18 protein-coding genes and 1 pseudogene are annotated in these 19,538 nt (G+C 51.2%); 15 read left to right on the top strand and 4 right to left on the bottom strand.

Going from position 1 to position 19,538, the window contains the following annotated elements:
- The first annotated feature begins 398 nt into the window (after window positions 1-398).
- From FE783_RS19785 to FE783_RS19820, 8 genes and pseudogenes are all read left to right on the top strand, one after another.
- Window positions 399-1,835, top strand: coding sequence for a glycoside hydrolase family protein (locus FE783_RS19785; RefSeq protein ID WP_138881105.1), 1,437 nt, complete (start codon window positions 399-401; stop codon window positions 1,833-1,835).
- Between the two features lie 526 nt (window positions 1,836-2,361).
- Window positions 2,362-3,867: an alpha/beta hydrolase family protein gene (locus FE783_RS19790; RefSeq protein ID WP_138881106.1), complete on the top strand. Its 1,506-nt coding sequence runs from the start codon at window positions 2,362-2,364 to the stop codon at window positions 3,865-3,867.
- 505 nt (window positions 3,868-4,372) lie between these two features.
- Entirely contained in the window at window positions 4,373-6,469 is a 2,097-nt protein-coding gene (locus FE783_RS19795; RefSeq protein ID WP_158301918.1) for an Ig-like domain-containing protein, read from the top strand.
- 12 nt (window positions 6,470-6,481) lie between these two features.
- Window positions 6,482-6,589, top strand: a pseudogene (locus tag FE783_RS38355) (sulfurtransferase); the annotation flags it as partial.
- A 596-nt stretch (window positions 6,590-7,185) separates the two neighbouring features.
- Window positions 7,186-7,659 carry a GyrI-like domain-containing protein gene (locus FE783_RS19805; protein WP_138881108.1) on the top strand — a complete coding sequence of 158 codons (474 nt, stop codon included), beginning with the start codon at window positions 7,186-7,188 and terminating at the stop codon, window positions 7,657-7,659.
- A gap of 14 nt (window positions 7,660-7,673) precedes the next feature.
- Window positions 7,674-8,285 (top strand): nucleotidyltransferase domain-containing protein, encoded by a 612-nt coding sequence (locus tag FE783_RS19810; protein WP_138881109.1) that lies wholly within the window; start codon window positions 7,674-7,676, stop codon window positions 8,283-8,285.
- A 143-nt stretch (window positions 8,286-8,428) separates the two neighbouring features.
- On the top strand, window positions 8,429-9,226 hold the full coding sequence (locus FE783_RS19815) for a VOC family protein (protein WP_158301919.1): 798 nt from the start codon (window positions 8,429-8,431) through the stop codon (window positions 9,224-9,226).
- Window positions 9,227-9,254: 28 nt separating this feature from the next.
- On the top strand, window positions 9,255-10,016 hold the full coding sequence (locus FE783_RS19820; protein ID WP_238403168.1) for a MerR family transcriptional regulator: 762 nt from the start codon (window positions 9,255-9,257) through the stop codon (window positions 10,014-10,016).
- 60 nt (window positions 10,017-10,076) lie between these two features.
- On the opposite strand, the gene FE783_RS19825 is transcribed toward FE783_RS19820, so the two are convergent.
- A complete protein-coding gene (locus tag FE783_RS19825) occupies window positions 10,077-10,799 on the bottom strand; it encodes an amino acid ABC transporter ATP-binding protein (protein ID WP_138881112.1) in 723 nt (240 codons plus the stop codon).
- The gene (locus FE783_RS19830) at window positions 10,792-12,270 is read right to left on the bottom strand and encodes an ABC transporter substrate-binding protein/permease (RefSeq protein WP_238403163.1); all 1,479 of its coding nucleotides are present in this window, start codon (window positions 12,268-12,270) and stop codon (window positions 10,792-10,794) included. The genes FE783_RS19825 and FE783_RS19830 overlap by 8 nt, the downstream gene beginning before the upstream one ends.
- Window positions 12,271-12,442: 172 nt before the next feature.
- Here FE783_RS19830 and FE783_RS19835 point away from each other — a divergent pair, with 172 nt between their 5' ends.
- The 5 genes from FE783_RS19835 to FE783_RS19855 all read left to right on the top strand — a co-directional run bounded on the left by FE783_RS19835 (window position 12,443) and on the right by FE783_RS19855 (window position 16,088).
- Window positions 12,443-13,006, top strand: coding sequence for a GNAT family N-acetyltransferase (locus tag FE783_RS19835; protein ID WP_138881113.1), 564 nt, complete (start codon window positions 12,443-12,445; stop codon window positions 13,004-13,006).
- 63 nt (window positions 13,007-13,069) lie between these two features.
- Window positions 13,070-13,747 carry an RNA polymerase sigma factor gene (locus FE783_RS19840; RefSeq protein ID WP_138881114.1) on the top strand — a complete coding sequence of 226 codons (678 nt, stop codon included), beginning with the start codon at window positions 13,070-13,072 and terminating at the stop codon, window positions 13,745-13,747.
- Between the two features lie 31 nt (window positions 13,748-13,778).
- Complete coding sequence (locus tag FE783_RS19845; RefSeq protein ID WP_138881115.1) at window positions 13,779-14,258, top strand: GyrI-like domain-containing protein; 480 nt, start codon at window positions 13,779-13,781, stop codon at window positions 14,256-14,258.
- Between the two features lie 307 nt (window positions 14,259-14,565).
- Entirely contained in the window at window positions 14,566-15,285 is a 720-nt protein-coding gene (locus FE783_RS19850; protein ID WP_138881116.1) for a tyrosine-protein phosphatase, read from the top strand.
- 14 nt (window positions 15,286-15,299) lie between these two features.
- Window positions 15,300-16,088 carry a VOC family protein gene (locus FE783_RS19855; RefSeq protein WP_138881117.1) on the top strand — a complete coding sequence of 263 codons (789 nt, stop codon included), beginning with the start codon at window positions 15,300-15,302 and terminating at the stop codon, window positions 16,086-16,088.
- A gap of 51 nt (window positions 16,089-16,139) precedes the next feature.
- Here the strand turns inward: FE783_RS19855 and FE783_RS19860 are convergent, their stop codons facing one another.
- Window positions 16,140-17,582: a DUF4179 domain-containing protein gene (locus FE783_RS19860; protein WP_138881118.1), complete on the bottom strand. Its 1,443-nt coding sequence runs from the start codon at window positions 17,580-17,582 to the stop codon at window positions 16,140-16,142.
- Complete coding sequence (locus tag FE783_RS19865; protein WP_138881119.1) at window positions 17,582-18,094, bottom strand: sigma-70 family RNA polymerase sigma factor; 513 nt, start codon at window positions 18,092-18,094, stop codon at window positions 17,582-17,584. The genes FE783_RS19860 and FE783_RS19865 overlap by 1 nt, the downstream gene beginning before the upstream one ends.
- A 140-nt stretch (window positions 18,095-18,234) precedes the next feature.
- On the opposite strand from FE783_RS19865, the gene FE783_RS19870 reads away from it, so the two are divergent.
- Together FE783_RS19870 and FE783_RS19875 are read left to right on the top strand one after the other, a co-directional pair.
- Window positions 18,235-18,555, top strand: a complete 321-nt coding sequence (locus FE783_RS19870; RefSeq protein ID WP_238403164.1) for a DinB family protein — start codon at window positions 18,235-18,237, stop codon at window positions 18,553-18,555.
- Between the two features lie 191 nt (window positions 18,556-18,746).
- Complete coding sequence (locus FE783_RS19875; RefSeq protein WP_138881121.1) at window positions 18,747-19,175, top strand: DUF6157 family protein; 429 nt, start codon at window positions 18,747-18,749, stop codon at window positions 19,173-19,175.
- Window positions 19,176-19,538 lie beyond the last annotated feature (363 nt).

Raw genomic sequence — 19,538 nt, forward strand, 5'->3', positions numbered from 1 at the left:
GATGAAGCAGGGGGGATATTTTTTTGTATCACAATATTCAACTCGTTGAACTTGGGGCCGGAAGCCGCTCGCTGCAACGATTTTAATATATTGTGATTGAAAAGATTGCCGATGATGGGGTAGGTTGAAATTGTTCCGGCGTCCGGGGCCGGGATCGATATGATGAAGGGAAGCAATAAGGGGAGATGGTCCGATGAGAATGAAGAGACGTTTTACAATGATTCCGTTGTGATCTGCTTGACCGGTACGGGACCCATCTCAAAGAAAAACATCGGTCTAACGGTAAGGGACGAACAGCGGCGTTTTTTTCATGCGACATGGTGGGCCGAAAATGGCTCTGCGGCAGAAACAAAGCTTCATGGGTAAAATTAAAATATAGGACAATAAAGGAGTATAACATGATAAACATTTCATCAAAACGCGAATGCTTTTTCGACGACTATTTGATTGACAATGCCAAAACGACAGCAGAATTCCGCTTGCATGAACCGACTCGCCGCGATATCGCAATAAACCATGATGCACCGTGGGAGGGCGACGGTTGCAATTACCACAATATTTTACATGACAACGGAATATACAGGATGTACTATCTTGCCTGGCAGATGTTTAGCCCCGACAAAAAGGATCACACGACGAATGGTATTCGTGTTTGTTATGCCGAAAGCCGCGACGGAATTACATGGACAAAGCCTGCGCTCGGAATCTGCGAATGGGAAGGCTCGCGCGAGAACAATATTATTTTGGACAAAAATACCAACAATTTTGATAACTTTATGGTCTTCCGCGATGATAACCCTGCCGTTCCCGCGTCCGAGAAATATAAAGGCGTTGGAAAATATAATAATCCGCAGTTTGGGCAGCGAATTGAGCTGCGAATGTTCACAAGCCCCGACGGACTTCACTTTACAATGGGGGATATTATCACTACACAAGGATATATGGATTCTCTCAACGTTGTTTTCTGGGACGAGCTTGCGGGGATATATCGCGGATATATACGCGGGTTCCACAATATCATAGGCGACGACTGGAACGCCGGAATACGCGATATACGTTACATTTGGTCAGAAGACGGCAAAAAATGGAGCGACTCCGAACCGATTTGTTTTGGAGACTCGGAGGATTATCCGCTTTATACAAACTGCGTTTCGCCGTATGTCCGCGCACCGCATATGTATATAGGTTTTCCGTCGAGATATGTGGAACGCCCCGAATGGAGCGGCAGTTTTGAGCAGCTTTGCGGAAAAGAAAAACGTCTTGAACGCATGAAGATACACAAGCGCTACGGACTTGCGGTTACGGACTGCGTATTTATGGTTTCCCGCGACGGTTTAAATTTTACGCGGTATGATGAGGCTTTTATGCGCCCCGGTAAGGAAAACGGTTCGAATTGGGTTTACGGCGACTGCTTTCCGGCACGCGGGCTTATCGAAACGCCTCCCCTTGTAGAAGGCGAACCGCCCGAGTTGTCGTTATACAGTTATGACAATCATTGGATGGGTGTGCCGGCACAATTGTGGCGGTATACCATACGCTGCGATGGGTTCGTTTCGCTGCACGCTGGTTATACCGAAAAAGTAATAACCACCAAGCCGTTTACCTTTACAAGCGGTGAGATGCGGATTAACTTTTCGACATCGGCACGGGGTTATATATACTTCACTTTGCGGTCGTCCACGGGAGAAACACTTGAAAGCTGCGAGATTTTCGGTGATTCCATTGACCGAGTAATAACCTTTGATAAGGGTGAGCTTGCAAAATTTGCAGACAAAGAAGTAGTATTGACCGCGCGGATGCGCGACGCGGATTTATATTCGATAAGATTTGCTTGATTTCTTCGTCGAAAAGAACAAACCTACGCGATTGTGCGAGGAGATTCGCAAGGTTTGGCTGCCGAAAAATCTTGCGGCGATCCCGCTGCAAATATTCGATATCGATTGTATGAACCTTTCGTTCAGCAAAATATATCGCACAACCGTCGTACCGGTGGAATAATCGTATAAACAGGGCCGTCTCCAAGTTATTTTAGATGAGGATCGAGACGGCCCTGTTTGTTGTAGGCTCGCTACTAAGTAAGTAATCGACAGTCTCAAAACAGCCTATCGAAATGTCATATGCTGCTTGCTGGACTTTTTGGATGAGGGTGGGAAGCAACTGATCGCCGTTCGCATGATACTAGGCGGTCGCCTTCAGACCGTACTATGGCCACAGGTGGATGACATGCTGTGTTCGACATTTAACGGTGATGTCGCGCAACCTTACAAGAGTGTAAGAAATTGTCATCTAGATCAATGGTATCAACCTAGTTGCCCCTATAAACTAATTCATTGATAGGATTATTTTTTAGGGGGAGTTGGCGTGAGGCTTTTTGAAATGCTGCTATTCTTTTCAAGTGCTTGTTTGTTGGCACTCCTGTTCATTTTCAATCAACGTATCCGAAGATCAGCTTTGCTCCTGACAAGCGGAGCCGGCTCCATTTTTTTATTGATACATTTGCTTGTCGAAGGATACAGGGTTCAGCTTTTATTTTTATACGGATTTACGATCCTGATGCTTATGCTTTCGCTTACAGACGTTTTCATAACGCAGAAAGCCGTTCGGCCTGCCTCGCGAATCCGTAGGGTGCTGGGCCGCCTTTTTATCGTGATTGGGCTAATCGCAACGGCATGCTTCCTCTATGTGTTTCCCGTATTCGACCCTCCGGCGCCAGTCGGCGAGTTGAAGGTAGGCACGCAAGTCTTTCATTTCGTCGATCCAAGCCGGGAGGAGACATTTGGCAAAACCGCGACAGGCAAGAGGGAATTGATGGTTCAGGTATGGTATCCGGCTCAAGCTGGCACCGGCAAGTACGCTCCCATTATCCCCGATACCCGGATTTTACGTTATATGGCGGCGAACTACGGCCTTCCCGGGTTTACTTTTCAACACCTGAAGTACGTATCCAGTCATGCTTATTCGGGGGCCGAACTCTCTTCGGCACAGACTTCATACCCGCTGATCCTTGCGAATCCCGGCTTCGGTTCCTCCAGGTTCCTCCACACGTCGCAAGCCGAAAATCTCGCGAGTCACGGATATATCGTGGCAGTGATCGACCACACCTACAATACATTTGCAACCGAGTTTCCGGACGGTCGAATCACGACCAGCACAACCAACGACTTATTCTCGCCCGACCATGATTACCGGACGGAAAGCGGAAACCGCGACAAGTTGGGAAAAGTGTTAACCGACGATGTGGCGTTTGCGCTGGACCAATTCGAGCTGATCCAATCGGGGCACATTCCAAGTCAGCTAAAAGGGAGGATTGATCTCGGCCATGTCGGGGTGTTCGGTCATTCCATCGGCGGAGCGACGGCCTATGACGCTTCTTACGACCCGCGTATCGCGGTTGGAATAGACATTGATGGAGGGCTTTATCGACTGCGTGACAGAGAGGGTCTGCGAAAGCCGTTTTTGTTCATGAACTCGGAAAGCGGATTCGAAAACTTAAAAATGGTGATGGATAACCGGGTCTACACGGATGCAGAGCTTAACCGTATGGGCAACACAAGAGAGTGGATGGATCAAGTAACGGAAGACAAAAAGTTAGAGCTTGAACGGATGCGCGAAACGGTTGCCGCAGGGGGACAATTCCTCTATATCGACAATACGGAGCATTTGAATTTTTCCGACGTACAGTTCATTTCTCCGATTTTCAAAATGCTCGGCATTACAGGAAAGATTGCGCCCGAAAGAGCGAACTCCGTTATCAATGCCTATATGCTGGATTTCTTCGATATGTATTTAAAAAATCAAGGCGGAATCTTAATGAAAGGACCCGATAGCCGCTTTCCGGAGGTGAAGTTCGTAACCTCGCTATTATAATTACGGAACAGGCTACCGATTTTGCGGCAAAAGAAGCTGGAGCGATTGGATCAGCTATAAGGACAATCGATCGTTACGGGGGAAGAGTAAAAACGGAGGAACCCCACGTGGGACGCGGGCTTGGGGGCTGTGACGGGTTGCCGGGAGGCAGGCTGTAGCAGCCTTTTTGACTTCCGTTCAATGACTCGCAAACCCAAGTCGAAGAAAGCAGTAAGGTTCCGCCGCAGATGCCGGACATAGAGTGTTTTTTTGCCAAGCGGATTGCCGGGGATTTACATAAATCACCAAATGACGACAAAATCGGGTCTTTCGGCTATAGATCCACTCGGCTATTGACTGAATGGTGAAATAATTTAAGGTTAATGTATGAGAAATCCCCAGATGATCCAGATTGCACCAGGCGAATCCGACCGATGTTTTATCTACGGGTTGGTCCATCTTTCGAGCATTAATGGGAGGCTTTGGTCACGATAGTTTATTTGAAATCCGAGAGGAGGGTGCCGTTATGGTGACAGCCAAAAAAACCGGATTGTTTCTCGCCATGATGTTGCTATTGATGGCCATTTGGCCGGCGCAAAACGCTTTTGCCGCCCAGATTACACGCTTCTACATTTTGGATGCCGGTTCCACTTTAATCGCGGGCAAAGAATACTACCCTGTCATTGAATCAGACAAAGCGTTCACAACTTCGGTCGAGTATGTCAAATATGAGTACAGCGCCGATAACGGCGCAACCTGGATCGACCTGCCGATTACCGTCACAACGGGTGCATTATGGTACAAGTATTTTGTACTGCCGATCGATCCGGGACTGGTATCGGTCAAAATTCGCGCCAGCGCCTACTTCTCGCCGTTGATCGGGTCGAAGACCTACTCCGAGAAAATAATCGGGCCTTATAAAGTTTTGCAGCCGGGCGACCCGACCGATTTGGTTGCCGTACCGAACAAGGATGGTTCCGTCACGTTGACCTGGAACGATCGTTCGAACATGGAGTCCTACTACCAAATCACCCGTTCCGGTCCGGACGGAACCAAAGTCTTTACGATAAAAGATACGATGGAGCGAATCGGCCCTCTTCGTTACCTCGATACGCAAACGAATCCTAATAAAAGCACGATATACCATTATTCCGTTGCGCCGATTATCGAGAACAATGACTTGCCGGAATACCTTCGGCCTGGAACCTTAAATGTCATCGCGATTACGACGGTGCCGCTCAAACCGTCCGCTTTGCTCGGAGTCGATCTCACCGCACCGATTTCGACCATTGGAGCCGATTATAATTTCCTGAAATCTTACGCGAACAACGTCAGCGACCTTATTCAGATAGCCGTATCTGGCGTAAAGATGAACACAACCGCCATGTCCTTGCGAGTTGGCGCGACCGGGACACTCACAGCGAAGATTTCGCCAACCAACGCGGCCAATCAGAAAGTGACGTGGAGCAGCGACAACAAAGAAGTAGCCGATGTTGACAACAACGGCCGCGTAGCCGGCAAATCGCCCGGCACCGCGCGAATAACCGTGAAGACGGATAACGGGCAATTTACCGCCGTTTGTGTCGTAACGGTGAGCGGATTTTCCGATATGGAGCTGGTCCAGCCCAATCTCGGAGCAGATATCCGTATTATCGATCCCACGATTGTCCGGGTTCATCCGGACGAACAGTCCGAGCTCGACCTAGGGAAACTGCAGCAACTCATCTTACAGCGCGAAACGGCATTGAACCTTGCGAAGAAATTGCAGCTGGAGCAGGAAAACGGCGCCAAACAAATCAGCGGCAACACAGGTGGCGGCCCGGATAAAATCGCTGTAAGTTTTGTTTATATCAGCGATGAGGACGTGACGTTAGTCACGGGAACAAGCCGGAAGCTTACGGCGATCGTCGCTCCCGTCGACGCGACGAATCAGAACGTTACCTGGAGCAGCGACAATCCGCAAGTGGCCGACGTCGACAGAACCGGAAACATTACGGCCAAATCGCCAGGTAAGGCGACCATTACCGTAACTACGCAGGATGGCGGGTATACGAATGCATGCGTCGTAACCGTCGTGTCCGGTTTGACGGATATTGACGGTCACCAAGCGAATGCGGAGCTATCGCTGGCGAGGGCGCAAGGCATCGTCAATGGATATCCGGACCAATCGTTCAAACCGGACGGTACGATAACACGCGCCGAATTTACGGTTATGCTTATGAACGGATTGAAGCCGGAATCGGATGGCGGCGATCTTCACTTTACGGATAAGAACAGCATCGGAACGTGGGCGGTTCAGCAGGTAGCACAAGCGGTAGACCTAGGCATTATCAGCGGTTACGACGACGGCACTTTCCGACCGAACGCGAATATTACCCGCGCGGAAATGATTACGATGGTCATGCGGGCATACGGTATGGGGACGAACGAGGCGAAACAGACCGGTTACGCGGACGACGGCGAAATTCCGAACTGGGCGAGAGCCGCGGCCAACACGGCCGAAGAAACCGGTATCATCATCGTCGGAGGCAAGCCGATCGAAAAATTCGCGCCGCAAGCGCTATCGACACGCGCGGAGGCTGCCTCGTCTATTGTACGCATGCTGATGCTCAAAAAAATGTAGAGCAATCCTCTCCCACATCTCCTCGCGTTGGTGGAAGCGGGCATCCCAAACGTCAAGCTGTATGGTTGGAGCGATTGGATTAGTTTTGAGGGGAATCCGATTGCGACTGGAGAAGAGTAAGAGCTGAAAGGCCGCGTCGGACGCGGGTCGGAGGGCTGTGACAGGTGGTGAGTAGGTGACCTGTTGCGGCCCATTTTGGGCTTTTCATTCAACAGCTTGCAAACAAGAATTGGTTGAAAACAGTTGCAACAACCACGCGGAATCAACATTGTAAAAATGCCACGTCGTCGCCCATGCTTAAGAAGAGTTTTGTCCGCATTACAGCATGCAATTTTCTACAGATAATATCGAGGAATTACGTTCAGAGTTAATTAAAAGCGGTGTAGCCGTCGGTGAGATTATTCCCTATGGAGGTGGAGGTGAACCTATAATGATGTTTTGCGATCCGTATGGGAATCGGTTTTGGGCAGTAGAAGAGAAAACAATAGATAGGGTAAAACAAGCGCGTGCATTGATCGATCAGAGCTTATAATGATAAAAAATGACACACCGCTTCAGAAAGAGTATGGTAAATTTATGACATAGGGACTTCAGGGCAAGGAGGTTTTTACTTGAATCCAAATACGAAGCATGATCGAAATTTCGATGGGTATAAGCCCAGCGTCATCCCCAAAGCTTTACAAGTAATTAAAGGATATAAGGAGGATGATCGGAATATGGAGAATAGGAAGACGAGCAATGCTCCGGTTCAGTTAGTGAGGCTGGAAGAGAGAAAATTTGTCGGAGTACCCATAACCTGTTCCTTTCAAAACGTAGCGGGTATTGGCGAGGCCAAACGATTTTTCGAGGAAAGCCGAAACGAGATTCAACACGTGGTGAAGGCGGATGAGTATGTATGTCTTCATTTCGCTAACGAAGTTGTGTTCACATATTTGTATTGCATGGAAGTTTCTGTACTGGATACGATTCCAAGCGGCATGATCGGGTTTACGGTGCCAAGCAGCCGATATGCAAAAGCAAGATCCAAGGACGAAGACCCTTACAGACTTATACATACCTATTTAAGCGAGAACGGAATGGAGAGCAATCCGAATTTGTTTGCTCTTGAAAGTTTTCGATTCGGGGAAGAAGAGAGCAAATATAGTGCCGACATTTTGGTTCCGATTCTGGAAACAAACAGGCTGAAATGATAAGGGGGAAGACGTTGAGGACGGACATCTATAACTGGACGCCTTTATCCGTGCCTGAAATAGTCGCGATTTTCGCAGAAATCCCGGTAACATGGTATATCGCCGGAGGCTGGGCATTGGACTTGTATTGCGGCAAGCAGTCGAGGAAACACGAGGATATAGACGTAACCCTATTGCGCGATGAACAATTAACCGCACTCCAATATATATCGAAGGAATGGCAGCTATACAAAGCCGAAAAAGGAAAGCTAGCTCGTTGGGAAGAAGGGGAGTTTCTCACCGTTACTAAGGATATATGGGTCACTAAAGACAATAGCTCTCCATGGGCTTTCCAAATCATGCTGGTAGATGTGAATCAAGATTCCTGGGTTTACGGCAGGGAAAAATCTATCCGCAGACCGCGAACGGATGTAATAGCACGGACCAAAGAAGGTATCCCGTATTTAAAACCAGAGATTCAGCTTCTGTACAAGGGCGGCAGTTCGGAAATCAGAGAAAAAGATCATCAAGACTTTCTCACGGTTTATCCGTTACTAACACCGCAGGCGAAGGAATGGCTTAAAGCTTCGTTAAACAAGCAATTTCCGGAAGGTCATGTCTGGGTCGACTATATCAATGAGAATTGAATTAGAGCGTGCAAAATTTAGCCGCAGCAAGGGGACTCGCTGGGCTTTTTTGGTCGTTGAAGTTCATCCGGAATTCCGGATTGACCTTGCACCAAGTGTAACCCTTATACTGGGCTTACAACGAATGATGGGGGATGGTGCAGGTGGAGTCGGTAAAATTCGAGTTTGACGGCGGCGACATGATGCTGCAATGGGACGAATATGAAGAAGCGATACAATGGTTCGATCGGCACATGGGCTGGACTTTTCTGCACGAAAATTTGAATGATCGTTCGAAAAGGGCGGCTTTCGTCATGCCGGGCGGCGGACATGCCAACTTTACGACTTGGGCGAATGAGGAGCACCAGAGCCGTTATGACGGACATTGCCGAGTGTGCTTCCGAATTGCGGATCTGGATAAAAATCTCGAATACTTCGAGAAACATGGTATTCGTTACGGAGAACGAACGACGCTTCCGGACGGCCGCGAGACATTCGATATCCAAGCAGGCGGCGGTTTGAGATTAACCTTGATCGTCCACCCGGAATGGAACGGCAAATTCCCGGATTCGCGGATTATTTCGTTCGATTCGACACCGATCCGCCTTGGCGTACGAAACATAGATCGTGCTGTACGATGGTACCGGGATCATATGGGCATGGAGCGTTCGGCATTCGCTGTCGGAGAACAGTTCGCTCTGCTTCAAGCTCATCATTCCTACGAGGGCTGTATCGACTTGGCATGGTTGGAGCAAATCCCCGAAGATGAGCCTTACCGGGAGACGAATCCGGCGGCGCGCTTGTACTTCCTCGTGCGAGGGGCGGACAATTTCATTCGTTCACACAGCCGATTTATCGAACTGGGCGCAACAACTTCGGAGATAAACGGCGATCCGTCAAGCTGGGCTTCGTATTATGTGTTCGATCCGGACGGTAATCGCATCAATGTATGGATATTTTGAAGAAAAGCAGGGGGGCCTGCCTGTGGGCATGACTGTCCAGGAATTCTCTATCCGTACCGGGCTGCCGCCAACTACATTGCGTTTCTACGATCGCAAAAATTTGCTTCCCCCTGGCGGCCGAATGGACAATGGATACCGCGTCTACACGGATGATCAAATTGCCCAGGCGCTAATGATTCATTCCCTCCGTCGAACGGGAGTAAGCTTGCAAGAGATTCGCCGGTTTATGAGCGCGGACAAGCAAGAACAAGCGGGATTGCTTGCAGGGTGGCAGCGGGATTTGGAAAACCGCCTTGCACTCATGCGCTCGGCTTCGCAATATTTAGGTGGCCTCCAATCGGCGGGGCCGGTTATATACTTGGTTAGCTGGGATGAGCCGGGGGTCGTCGTGTGGTTTGAGCATACGGTCGAGAGGTGTATCCATCCATTCGCAAAATGTATCGAGCAAGATGCCGCGACTGTAGCCGAATGGGGGGTCGGACCTGTGACGGAATGCTTCGTCAGGGTCAGGCAAGCAAGAGGGAACCGGATGGTCGGCGAAGTCGGTTTCCGGTTCCATCGGGGCGCTATCGAACGTATTCCAGCCGGAGCGGTCACCGAAATGACGGAACCGACCTTATTTGCGGCCATGGAAAGTACGGCGGAAGATAGTACCGAGTGCTTCAGGCTTCTGCGGATGCTGGAACGGTACGGGTTCACTCCGTTGGGTCGAGCTCTCAACCGGTATACGCCAGGCCATCTTGTATCTTATCGTCTGATGATTCCAATCGGTCCAAGCGCACGGCTGTGAATAGCGGTATAGCAAAAACCCACCTTCGGCTGCTAACCTAGAGGTGGGTTGTACGCGTTCTTATAACACCTGCTCCAGAAAACGGACGGCACGCTCGCTCTGCGGCCGGGTGAAAAATTGCTCCGGCGTCGCCCGTTCGACGAGCTTCCCGTGATCGAGGAAATAAACCGTATTCGCGGCTTCTCTGGCGAATTTCATCTCATGGGTGACGATCAGCATCGTCATGCCGCTGTTCGCAAGGCTGCGAATGACATTCAGCACCTCTTTGACCATCTCGGGATCGAGCGCCGAGGTCGGTTCGTCGAAGAGCATAATATCGGGCTCCATGGCGAGGCTTCGGGCAATCGCGACACGCTGCTTCTGTCCGCCCGACAGCCGCGAAGGATAGCTGTCCGCTTTTTCGGCAAGACCGACTTGTGCGAGCAGCTCATGCGCTTTGGTTCGCGCGGCTTCGGCAGACATCCCTTTGACCTCGATAGGGGCGAAAGTAATATTATCCAGCACGGTCATGTGCGGGAACAGGTGAAAGTGCTGGAACACCATGCCGATCCGCTGACGAATGCTAGCGATATCCGTCTTCGGATTCGTCAGCTCCACTCCGTCTATGGCGATCGTACCGGAGGTCGGAGTCTCCAGCAAGTTCAGGCAGCGCAGGAAGGTCGATTTGCCGGAGCCGGATGGCCCGATTAGAGCGACGACTTCTCCTTTCTCCACCTCGGTCGAGATGCCCTGGAGCACCTGATGTTTGCCAAACGATTTCGTTAAATCCGTTACTTTAATCACTGCGGCGCAGTCTCCCTTCCAGCATGCGAGCAAGAGATGTGAGGACGAGTACGAGCACGTAATAGATCGCGGCTACGAGCAGCAGCGCTTCGAAGGCGCGGAAGGTGCTGGCTCGGACGACATCGGCACGGCGCATCAATTCGGTCACCCCGATGACGGACACGAGCGAGGACTCCTTCAGCAACGCGACAAATTCATTCACCAGCGCCGGCAAAATATGGCGAAGCGCCTGCGGGAAAATAATGCGCACCATCATTTTGCGGTACGGAATGCCGAGGGCGATCGCAGCCTCCCGCTGACCTTTGTCCACCGCCATAATGCCACCGCGAATCGTCTCCGATAAGTAAGCTGCCGAATTCAACCCGAAGGCTAGCCCTGCCGCGAGCAAAGCGGGAATATCGAAGCCGGTCAACTGCGGAGTCGCATAATAGATAATGGTCAGCTGGACGAGCAGCGGCGTTCCGCGGAATACCGAAGTATAGGCGGTGGCGAACCATTGCAGCGGCTTGATGCCGGATATTTTGAACAGGGAGAGGACGACTCCCCAGCATAGTCCCAGCAAGGCGGAGACGAGGGTGAACAGCAGCGTCACATAGACGCCCTTGAGAATATAAGGCACATACCCTTGCAACACGCGAAGATCGATATTCAGACCGTCGGCTTGCTCCGCAGGGGCGGCTTCTTTACGTTCGAACCATTTATCCACGATCTGCTGCAGCTGTCCGTTTGCCTTCATCTGTCCGAGCACGCGGTTGAAATCGCCCACGAGTCCGCTCTGCTTCGGGAAAGCGATCGCATAACCGTTATCATTCCCTTCGGCAGGCAGGAAGTTCATGACGAGGCCGGGGTTCGCGCCTACCATTTCGATCGCGACGGCATCCTCGACAATGGCGGCGTCTATCCGCCCGGAGTTCAGCTCTTGAATGAGGTCCGCGATTTTATTGAGCTTCTTCAGCTTGGCTCCGGCGATCGTCTCCGCGAACAGATCTTGAATCGAGCCGAGCTGCGCCCCGACGAGCTTACCGGATAGCTGGTCCGCCGTTTCAAATGCGTGGTCCTTGCGGGATACGATCGTATTGCGGGCGGTGTAGTAGCTGTCGGAGAAGGCTACGCTCTGCTTGCGTTCATCGGTAACCGACATGCCGGACATGACGAAATCGACCCGCCCCGCCTGAAGGGCGGCAATCAGGCCATTAAAGTCCATGCTGGCGATCTCCAGCTCATACCCGAGCTGCTTCGTAATCGTCTTGGCGATGTCGATATCCATTCCGACAATTTCGCCGTTCTTTTTGGCGTCTACGCTTTCGTAAGGCGGGTAGTCGGGCGAAGTCCCCATGACGAGCTTCTTGGCCGCTTTTGGCGGTTCGCTTGCGGCGGTCACCAATGGCGCAGCCGATCCGAACGTCAGCAGGAGAAGCGCGAAGACGACGAGCAGCGGGACGTACATGCGTTTTGACGTATTCCTGTTCATGATGTCCTCTTTCTCTATGTTGTGTGATATGAAATTAGCATAACCTCAAGTATAAGCGATTCATAAGGGGATGTGAATAAATGTGTCCGGGAGGGGGTGTTCCAAATGTTTCCTTGTCCTGAAGCGAAACGGTATGATAAGTTGAGTTTGACGGCAGGGAAGGGGAGCGGGGATGGAGATTACGATTAGGGAGATAACGGCCGGAGACCCGACAAGCGATATCCGCTTTGACAGCAGTTTCACCGTCGACTCTATGCTTGTCCTCTCTGTAATACACCGGAGAATCGGTTACACTGTGAAGCAGATTCCCGCCTACGAGAAAAGCTATTTGGATGAGGAAACCGAAGAGAACGACGATATCTTGTATTCGGATTACATCGATAACCCGGATCAAATCATATACTTGGCTTTCGTCGGCAATCAAGCGGTCGGCCGTATCCAATTGAGACGGAATTGGAACAAGTACGCCTATATAGAAGATATTGCGGTAGATCGGTCCTATAGAAAACACGGCATAGGCCGAAGGCTGATCGAACAGGCGAAGCGATGGGCCAAAGCCGGCGGGATGCCCGGAATCATGCTGGAGACGCAGAACAATAACGTTCGTGCATGCAAATTTTACGAAAAATGCGGTTTTGTATTAGGCGGGTTTGATTTGCGGCTGTATCAAGGGATTCATGCACAGAGTGACGAAATTGCGTTGTTCTGGTACTTCGTGTTCGAGCCCCAAAAATAATATTCGCATGCTTGCACGGAATGGGCTGATTTCATCGTCTGTAATTTCGAAAGGGGGAAAGCCATGCATTCGGACGAGCGGTTTGCCTGTCGTGCCCGGAACGGCGATGAGGATGCATTCGTCGCTTTGTTCCGACTGTACCATAACGTGGTGATATCGGTCGCTTACCGGATCGTTCGCGATGGGTATGCGGCTCAAGATATTGCACAGAAGGTTTTCATCAAAGCATTCCGCAAGCTGAGTGCTCTGGAAAACAGTCATAAAGCGTATTCTTGGCTGTATACCATGACGAAGCGTACGGCAATAGATTGGCTCCGTTATCAAAGGCGGCAGCCGTCTATACTGCATGACCGGTGTGATGTTGGCGCCGATCCGTTTCTTCTTGAAGACGATTACATACGCAAGGAGCAAAAGCTGTTGCTAGGAAACGCCTTGTCACGGTTGGACCGGCCTCACCGGGCGGCTGTCATCCTTCACGACCTGCGGGGCTATACCGCCAAAGAAATCAGCGCGATGACACAAGAATCGACGAACACGATCGACAGCAGAATCCGCAGGGCGAGACAGAAGCTGAGGAAGGAACTGGCGCCGCATACGGCGGATCGAATTGTAGTTCCGGTGAGAACGCCTTGGCTGGATCGGCGGACGGCGTCGCCGGTACATAATCCGGAGTTCGAGAAGCATCTAGTAAAACATTCGATCTTGGCTGTGATGCTGCATATGAAACGAACCGCCGGTTAAGAACATAGACCGAAGAAATGAGGGTGGGGAAATGGAAAACGCAAAGAATAGCCTTGAAGTGAAGCGGGTGGAGCTGCCCGAGCTGCTCATGATCGGCATTCCGGTAAATGTATCGTTCAAGCATGGAGATTTCGGCAAAATCGGACGCAATAAAGCGGAGTTCAAGCGCAGGCTGGACGAAATCCCAAACGCCGTGAACCGGGATGAGTTTTACGCGCCTTGGTACAATTGCGAAGTGATGTTCACTTACTTCTATTGCTTGCAGGTGAGCAGCTTGGATCATATTCCCGAAGGCATGATGGGCTTCTCGATACCGGCCCACCCGTATTTGCTGGCGGAGTACGACGGGGTATATCCATTCGAACCGGACCCGTATGCAGTGATTCAACAATATCGGGAAGAACATGGCATGAAGGTTAACAAAGAGGCGATGATACTGGAGAAATATACGTTTGCGCGCGACGGAGTCGAGGGGAAACTCGCAATTGCCGTGTATGCGCCGATCGAATAAGGAGCAATACGGATAGCAGAGGGGCTTATGCAGGTTGCCGCCCGGCAGCCCGCGTAGCCCCTTGGCGTGGCGTATACGACCAGCTATACGATCGGTGTGTACGGGACTATGCTGCTGCTTCCGGTGTTGGCTGAGATCGTAATCCGAACGATACTTAGAATCCCGCGCGGGATCCATCGTTTAGAACCGGTGTTACCGATAAAATAACGTCAGCGGACCGTCGCGGGTCCGCTTTTTGATATATAATTGATATATTTCAACCAGGTGAAGCCCGGCCAAGTCCGCGGCGCTCAAGGAGGTTCATGCAATGATCGATATTCATTGTCACCTATTGGACGGGATTGACGATGGGGCCAAGACTTTTGAGGAATCCGTGGAAATGGCGCGTCTTGCTTATGAAGACGGGATAAGGCATATTATCGCCACACCCCATTTCTGCAGCAGCTTCATGACCGAACGAACCGTTCAACTGCATAAAATCGCACGGTTGCAGCGGGAGCTGGACCGGCAAGGGATAGCTGTTACGGTCTCCCCGGGCAGCGAAGTGAGGCTGGAGAGCGCGGCATATGTTTACGAGCATGCCGACCGGAATCATTTCTTCTACTTGGATGCCGCCCGTCGCTTCGTGCTGCTGGAGCAGCGATGGTGCGGGTATAGCGAAGATACGGAGCAAGTGGTGAAATGGTTTTTGGAGCAAGGGACGACACCCATTATTCCGCATCCGGAACGGCACCCTTTTTTCAGGGATAACGCACAGCTGTTAACAAACCTGATTGCTCTCGGCGCTTGGACGCAAGTGACGGCTGATAGTCTGCTCGGGAAAAACGGCACAGAAGCCGAAGCGTTCGGACGTTGGCTCCTTAAGCACGATCATGTGCATACGTTGGCGACCGACGCTCATAATACGGTCCGCCGGCCGAATCTGTCTGACGGATTCCGCGTTGTGGCAGAGACGGCGGGAGAACATCGCGTACAGCAAATATTGGAGTGTATGAACTCTATTGTTGCGGTGCAGAACCGGAGTTGATCGGGGGAAAAACTGTGAGTCTGCTGCGTATGAAAGACATCTATTTGCCTGTTACGGATCTTGAACGCTCGATAGCCTGGTTTCATCGTATCTTCGATGTGGACATCGAAAAGCGCCAAGAGAAGACAGCCCAAATCAACTTTGGAAATCATAGCGGTATTATAGTAACGGAGTCGATTCAGCTTAATGATTATGCGCATATTCCATTTAATTTAGAATCCAGTAATATGGTCAAATCGCTGTCCAAGCTGATCCAAAAAGGGGTAAGGGTATCCAAATCGTCCATTACGGACGGTTTCCACTGTTTTGATTTTTTTGATCCCGATGGGAATAGAATCGGGCTTGTCGGCAGTGAAGTCCCCGGCCATATCGACCAAGATGAGAATATCGCCGTATGTGCGACGTTTCTGGCTGTGAGAGAAATCGACAAAGTCATAGACTGGTACGGCGATACTTTCGATCTTGCCTTCAGACGATGGACGTTTACGGGTGGAGCCGGGTATAACAGCGATACATACGAACATGATTATACGATTAAATATGCGGCTTCCAATTTTCCGCAATGGGGAGGAATAGCTCTCGCAGAAACACCCAAAATGTCTCGGTTATTTAGCAGGGTATACACAATCCAAGCTTCGGATGCTTGCGAGTTATACAGAAAGCTGCAGGCGAAAGGGGTGCAGGTAAGTAAGCTTCAAGAAAATAGCGATAACATTTTTTTCGAATTTACGGACATCGAGGGTAACAGGGTAGGGATAATCGAGGTGCTGTCGCATTGCCCAAGCGTCGACGGGACGGCGTAGCATCCGGACGACAATCAGACCGGGAGGCTTCCCGGCCTGATACAACTACTCTTACTGCTCTCCAACCTCCTCGATCGGGATGACTACCTCGAACGGGGCGATGATCTTGTCATAGCTGTAGTCCACGATCGTGAACGTCAGCGGGCTGACAAAATTCGTATCCGGAGTTTTAAATTCATACCGGCTGCCCCCGTCATTCGTACCGCTTTGACCGGAGCTTCCGAGCAGTCGTCTGCCTGCGGCATCGGTATCCGGCCTCAGGATGATCGGTCGCAGGTCGGTTTTCGGGTGATCCGGCTTGTCCATCGTGAATACCAGTTCGTAAGCATCCGGCCAGAAACGGCTCGTTACGACGGTGATATCCTCCAGTTTCAGCCGGTCGGTCGGGCTCTGAAGCAGCTGTTTCTTCTGCACGTCGACCGTTACTTGAAGCCGGTTCTTCTCCAATGCGCGCACGCGGGAGGCGTACAAGGTCAACGACCGCGGTGTTTCGAAGTACATGCTTTCAAAGTAAACCGCCCGAACATCCGACGCAAATTCCGGGGAAACGATCTCCATGTCGAGCTGCGCCCACTCCCGACCTGTGTCGTCTACGAGCCGCAAATCGTCGATGCCGAATATTTGCTTCTCATTCTGCGCATCGAATTCGTAATCCAACTGAACGACGGTAGGATACAACGTCGCCTGGCGGAAATGAATCCGCTGCCCGCCGACCGTGACCGTCTGCCGGATCGGCAGCGTCTTCCGCTCGCCGTAAAATTTCTCGCGATCCACCGGCAGCTCGACGACCCATTCGCCCATCAAAGGAATGCTTCTGCCGAGCTGTACCGGCTCGGCGCTCATCCCGGCCTTGAGCTTGATACGGGACGGGAGCTGCTGCGGGGTATTGAAGCGGAACTCGCTCTTGCCTTGAATCGTGTTGCCCTTCCGCATCAGATCCGCTCCCGTCGGCCATACCGATTTGTCGTATCGGCCGACGACCGGTAATCGGTTATCCAACCCAAAACTACCTTCCTGCGCATCGTAGAACTCGATTCCCCCCAGACTTACGTCGACGTATTTCTTCTCGTCGTAGCGCAGCGTGTAGAACAGCACGACTCTCCATTCGTCGGCGATCATGCTGTCTATCGTCAAGGTGATGCCGTCCCGATCCGCCGAAGCGGCAACATGCTGGATATAATCGTGCCGGGCGGCCAATTGGATGCTGCGGTCTGCCCGCACCTTCTCCACCAGCTGCTGCAGCAGTGGAATGTGGCTTAAGCCGGAAGCCACGACCGGAGAGAAACGGATCATCCCGATAAGACCGATCAGCAGCACCAGAACCGCCGCGGTTCCATAGTAAACCGAACGTTTGACCGCTCGTATAAGCCTGTATCGCCTCCGGAATGTTCGCCCTTTGCTTATACCTGCACGGATATAGTCCACCGCCTGATCGGGCACGCGAATATCCCCGGGCGGTGAAAGCATCTCCTCCACCTTCCGCATATCCTCCATCAGAGCCCGCCCTCCTTTCCCACTGTGCTGCGCAGCGTCGACAGCGCTTTATGCAGCCACGATTTTACCGTCCCGACCGGACAGTCCATAATATCGGAAATTTCCGTCAAAGTATGACCCTCGTAATACTTTAAAATGACGACCTGCTTCCAACGCGGGTCCAAACGCTCCAGCTCTTGCTCCAAAATATACTTGAGTTCGCGGTGTTCCTCCGTATAAGCGATCTCGGGCACGTCCTGCGGGGTGAACCTTTTTTTTCGCTTCAGCTCATCCATGCAAACGTTCAGCATAATGCGGACGATCCAAGTGGAGAAGAACTCCGGTTGCTTGAGTGTACCGAGCTTGGCATAAGCTCTGCAGCTTGTTTCCTGAAGCGCCTCCAGCGCATCCGGCTCATTTCTCAGATAGATCCATGCAATGCGGTACAGCTTATTCATATGAAGCTGCAGCAATTCGAAGACCGCCTGCTCGTCTCCATTCTGGGCAAGTCTCACCAACCTGGGCAAATCCAAAGCTTCTCCTCCTTCCGGCGCTCTCGCGTTCCAATATTTGTTAGACTGCGCAGCAGGCCAAACGGTTTTACGCGATCCATAACATTCAACCTGTTCGGGTTCTTCCCCGATATGCTACTATGGAGGGGATTACTACGGATATGTCGGCCGAATATTTCGCCGAGCTGAAGGAAACGACGAATCGTTTGGTGGAAGAAACGAAAGGCCGACCTATCGAAGAGCTGGACCGGATGATGACTCGATTGAGCGACCGCTTCAGAGACTACATTGCGGAGTATGAGGATATTGAAGCGATATGCCCGTCCGGGGAGTTTAAAGCCCGGTACGCGGATTTCATCCAGCACCTCGTCAATCACGGGACGTACCATCGGGGGAATGTCACTGCCATGCTCAGACAGCTTGGGCATCCGGGTACGCCGACCGATTTTGGCTACTACTTGTATATTTGTAACCAATCATGACGATATAGAGGCCAGCGGGAAATAGCGTGAAATGCGGAATTGGAGGGCTGTAACAGGTTGCCGGCAGGCTGCTTGTTGCAGCTCTTTTTCAAATTCAACGGCCGGTCAAGCTTCTTGTTGTTCGTTGCCAGATATGTTACAACAAATAATAATAATAGCTATTTCTTACATCCATGCAAGGAGGACTGGCAATGGATTGGAATTATTACGATACGTTCATCACGATCGCGGCGGATTGTCCTGCCGTCACGGGAACGGTGCCTCCCGACAAGAAGGATGGCAAGACGAAGGCGGGAATCGAATTCCAGTTGGTTTACGAACATCCGTACGAATACACCCAGGAAGATCTTCTGTATGAAGTCCATGTCCGGCACAAGGGAATTCCGCAAGAGGAGCTGGCTGCGAAGGGAACTCAAATCAGGGATGAATTTTTCCAGAAGCCGATGGCCTGCTTGAGGGCATCGATGCTGCCCAAGAAATTCGGTTGGGGCATTCATTTTAATAAGGAAGGGAAAATGGCGCTCGTTCCGATGGAGTCGGACCTTTATCAGCAGTTCATCGAAAGCGGCAAAGGAGACGTTAAGCTGCTGCCGGCGATGCGGAACAGCCGGGGGAAGTAGGGGAATCGGTGCAAGAAGCACAGTCAATTGCGATAAGAAAAACGTCTATCGACGTACTTCAAGGATGAGCGACCGCTACTCTCACCCCAAAAAGTGACGCTATCCTTCGAAGATTACGCCGGGTACTTTTCGGGGACCCCGAACAGCGGAAGTTTCTCTTGGTAAAGAAAGTCTCACTTCGCTTTAACGCTTTAGCGAAGTTAAACTTTCTTTATCGATAAGAAAAAGCCGGGCGATGCCCGGCTTCAGGCTGTTTATAAAGCCTAGTTTTTCGAGCTAGTCTGGATCAAGAATGTATAACTCTGAGACGTCTCTAACCAGAAACAGAAAAGATCGCCCTACCTGGCTAGCTTGGCCAGATGG

It is taken from the genome of Paenibacillus mesophilus (genome assembly GCF_005938385.1).
In the GTDB taxonomy this organism is placed as follows: Bacteria; Bacillota; Bacilli; order Paenibacillales; family NBRC-103111; genus Paenibacillus_AB; species Paenibacillus_AB mesophilus.

Bases quoted from the DNA above. Each gene is read 5' to 3' on its own strand.
- FE783_RS19785 (WP_138881105.1), top strand. From the start codon at position 399: ATGATAAACATTTCATCAAAACGCGAATGCTTTTTCGACGACTATTTG.
- FE783_RS19795 (WP_158301918.1), top strand. From the start codon at position 4,373: ATGGTGACAGCCAAAAAAACCGGATTGTTTCTCGCCATGATGTTGCTA.
- FE783_RS19805 (WP_138881108.1), top strand. From the start codon at position 7,186: ATGGAGAATAGGAAGACGAGCAATGCTCCGGTTCAGTTAGTGAGGCTG.
- FE783_RS19820 (WP_238403168.1), top strand. From the start codon at position 9,255: ATGACTGTCCAGGAATTCTCTATCCGTACCGGGCTGCCGCCAACTACA.
- FE783_RS19830 (WP_238403163.1), bottom strand. From the start codon at position 12,270: ATGAACAGGAATACGTCAAAACGCATGTACGTCCCGCTGCTCGTCGTC.
- FE783_RS19835 (WP_138881113.1), top strand. From the start codon at position 12,443: ATGGAGATTACGATTAGGGAGATAACGGCCGGAGACCCGACAAGCGAT.
- FE783_RS19840 (WP_138881114.1), top strand. From the start codon at position 13,070: ATGCATTCGGACGAGCGGTTTGCCTGTCGTGCCCGGAACGGCGATGAG.
- FE783_RS19845 (WP_138881115.1), top strand. From the start codon at position 13,779: ATGGAAAACGCAAAGAATAGCCTTGAAGTGAAGCGGGTGGAGCTGCCC.
- FE783_RS19850 (WP_138881116.1), top strand. From the start codon at position 14,566: ATGATCGATATTCATTGTCACCTATTGGACGGGATTGACGATGGGGCC.
- FE783_RS19860 (WP_138881118.1), bottom strand. From the start codon at position 17,582: ATGGAGGATATGCGGAAGGTGGAGGAGATGCTTTCACCGCCCGGGGAT.
- FE783_RS19870 (WP_238403164.1), top strand. From the start codon at position 18,235: ATGTCGGCCGAATATTTCGCCGAGCTGAAGGAAACGACGAATCGTTTG.
- FE783_RS19875 (WP_138881121.1), top strand. From the start codon at position 18,747: ATGGATTGGAATTATTACGATACGTTCATCACGATCGCGGCGGATTGT.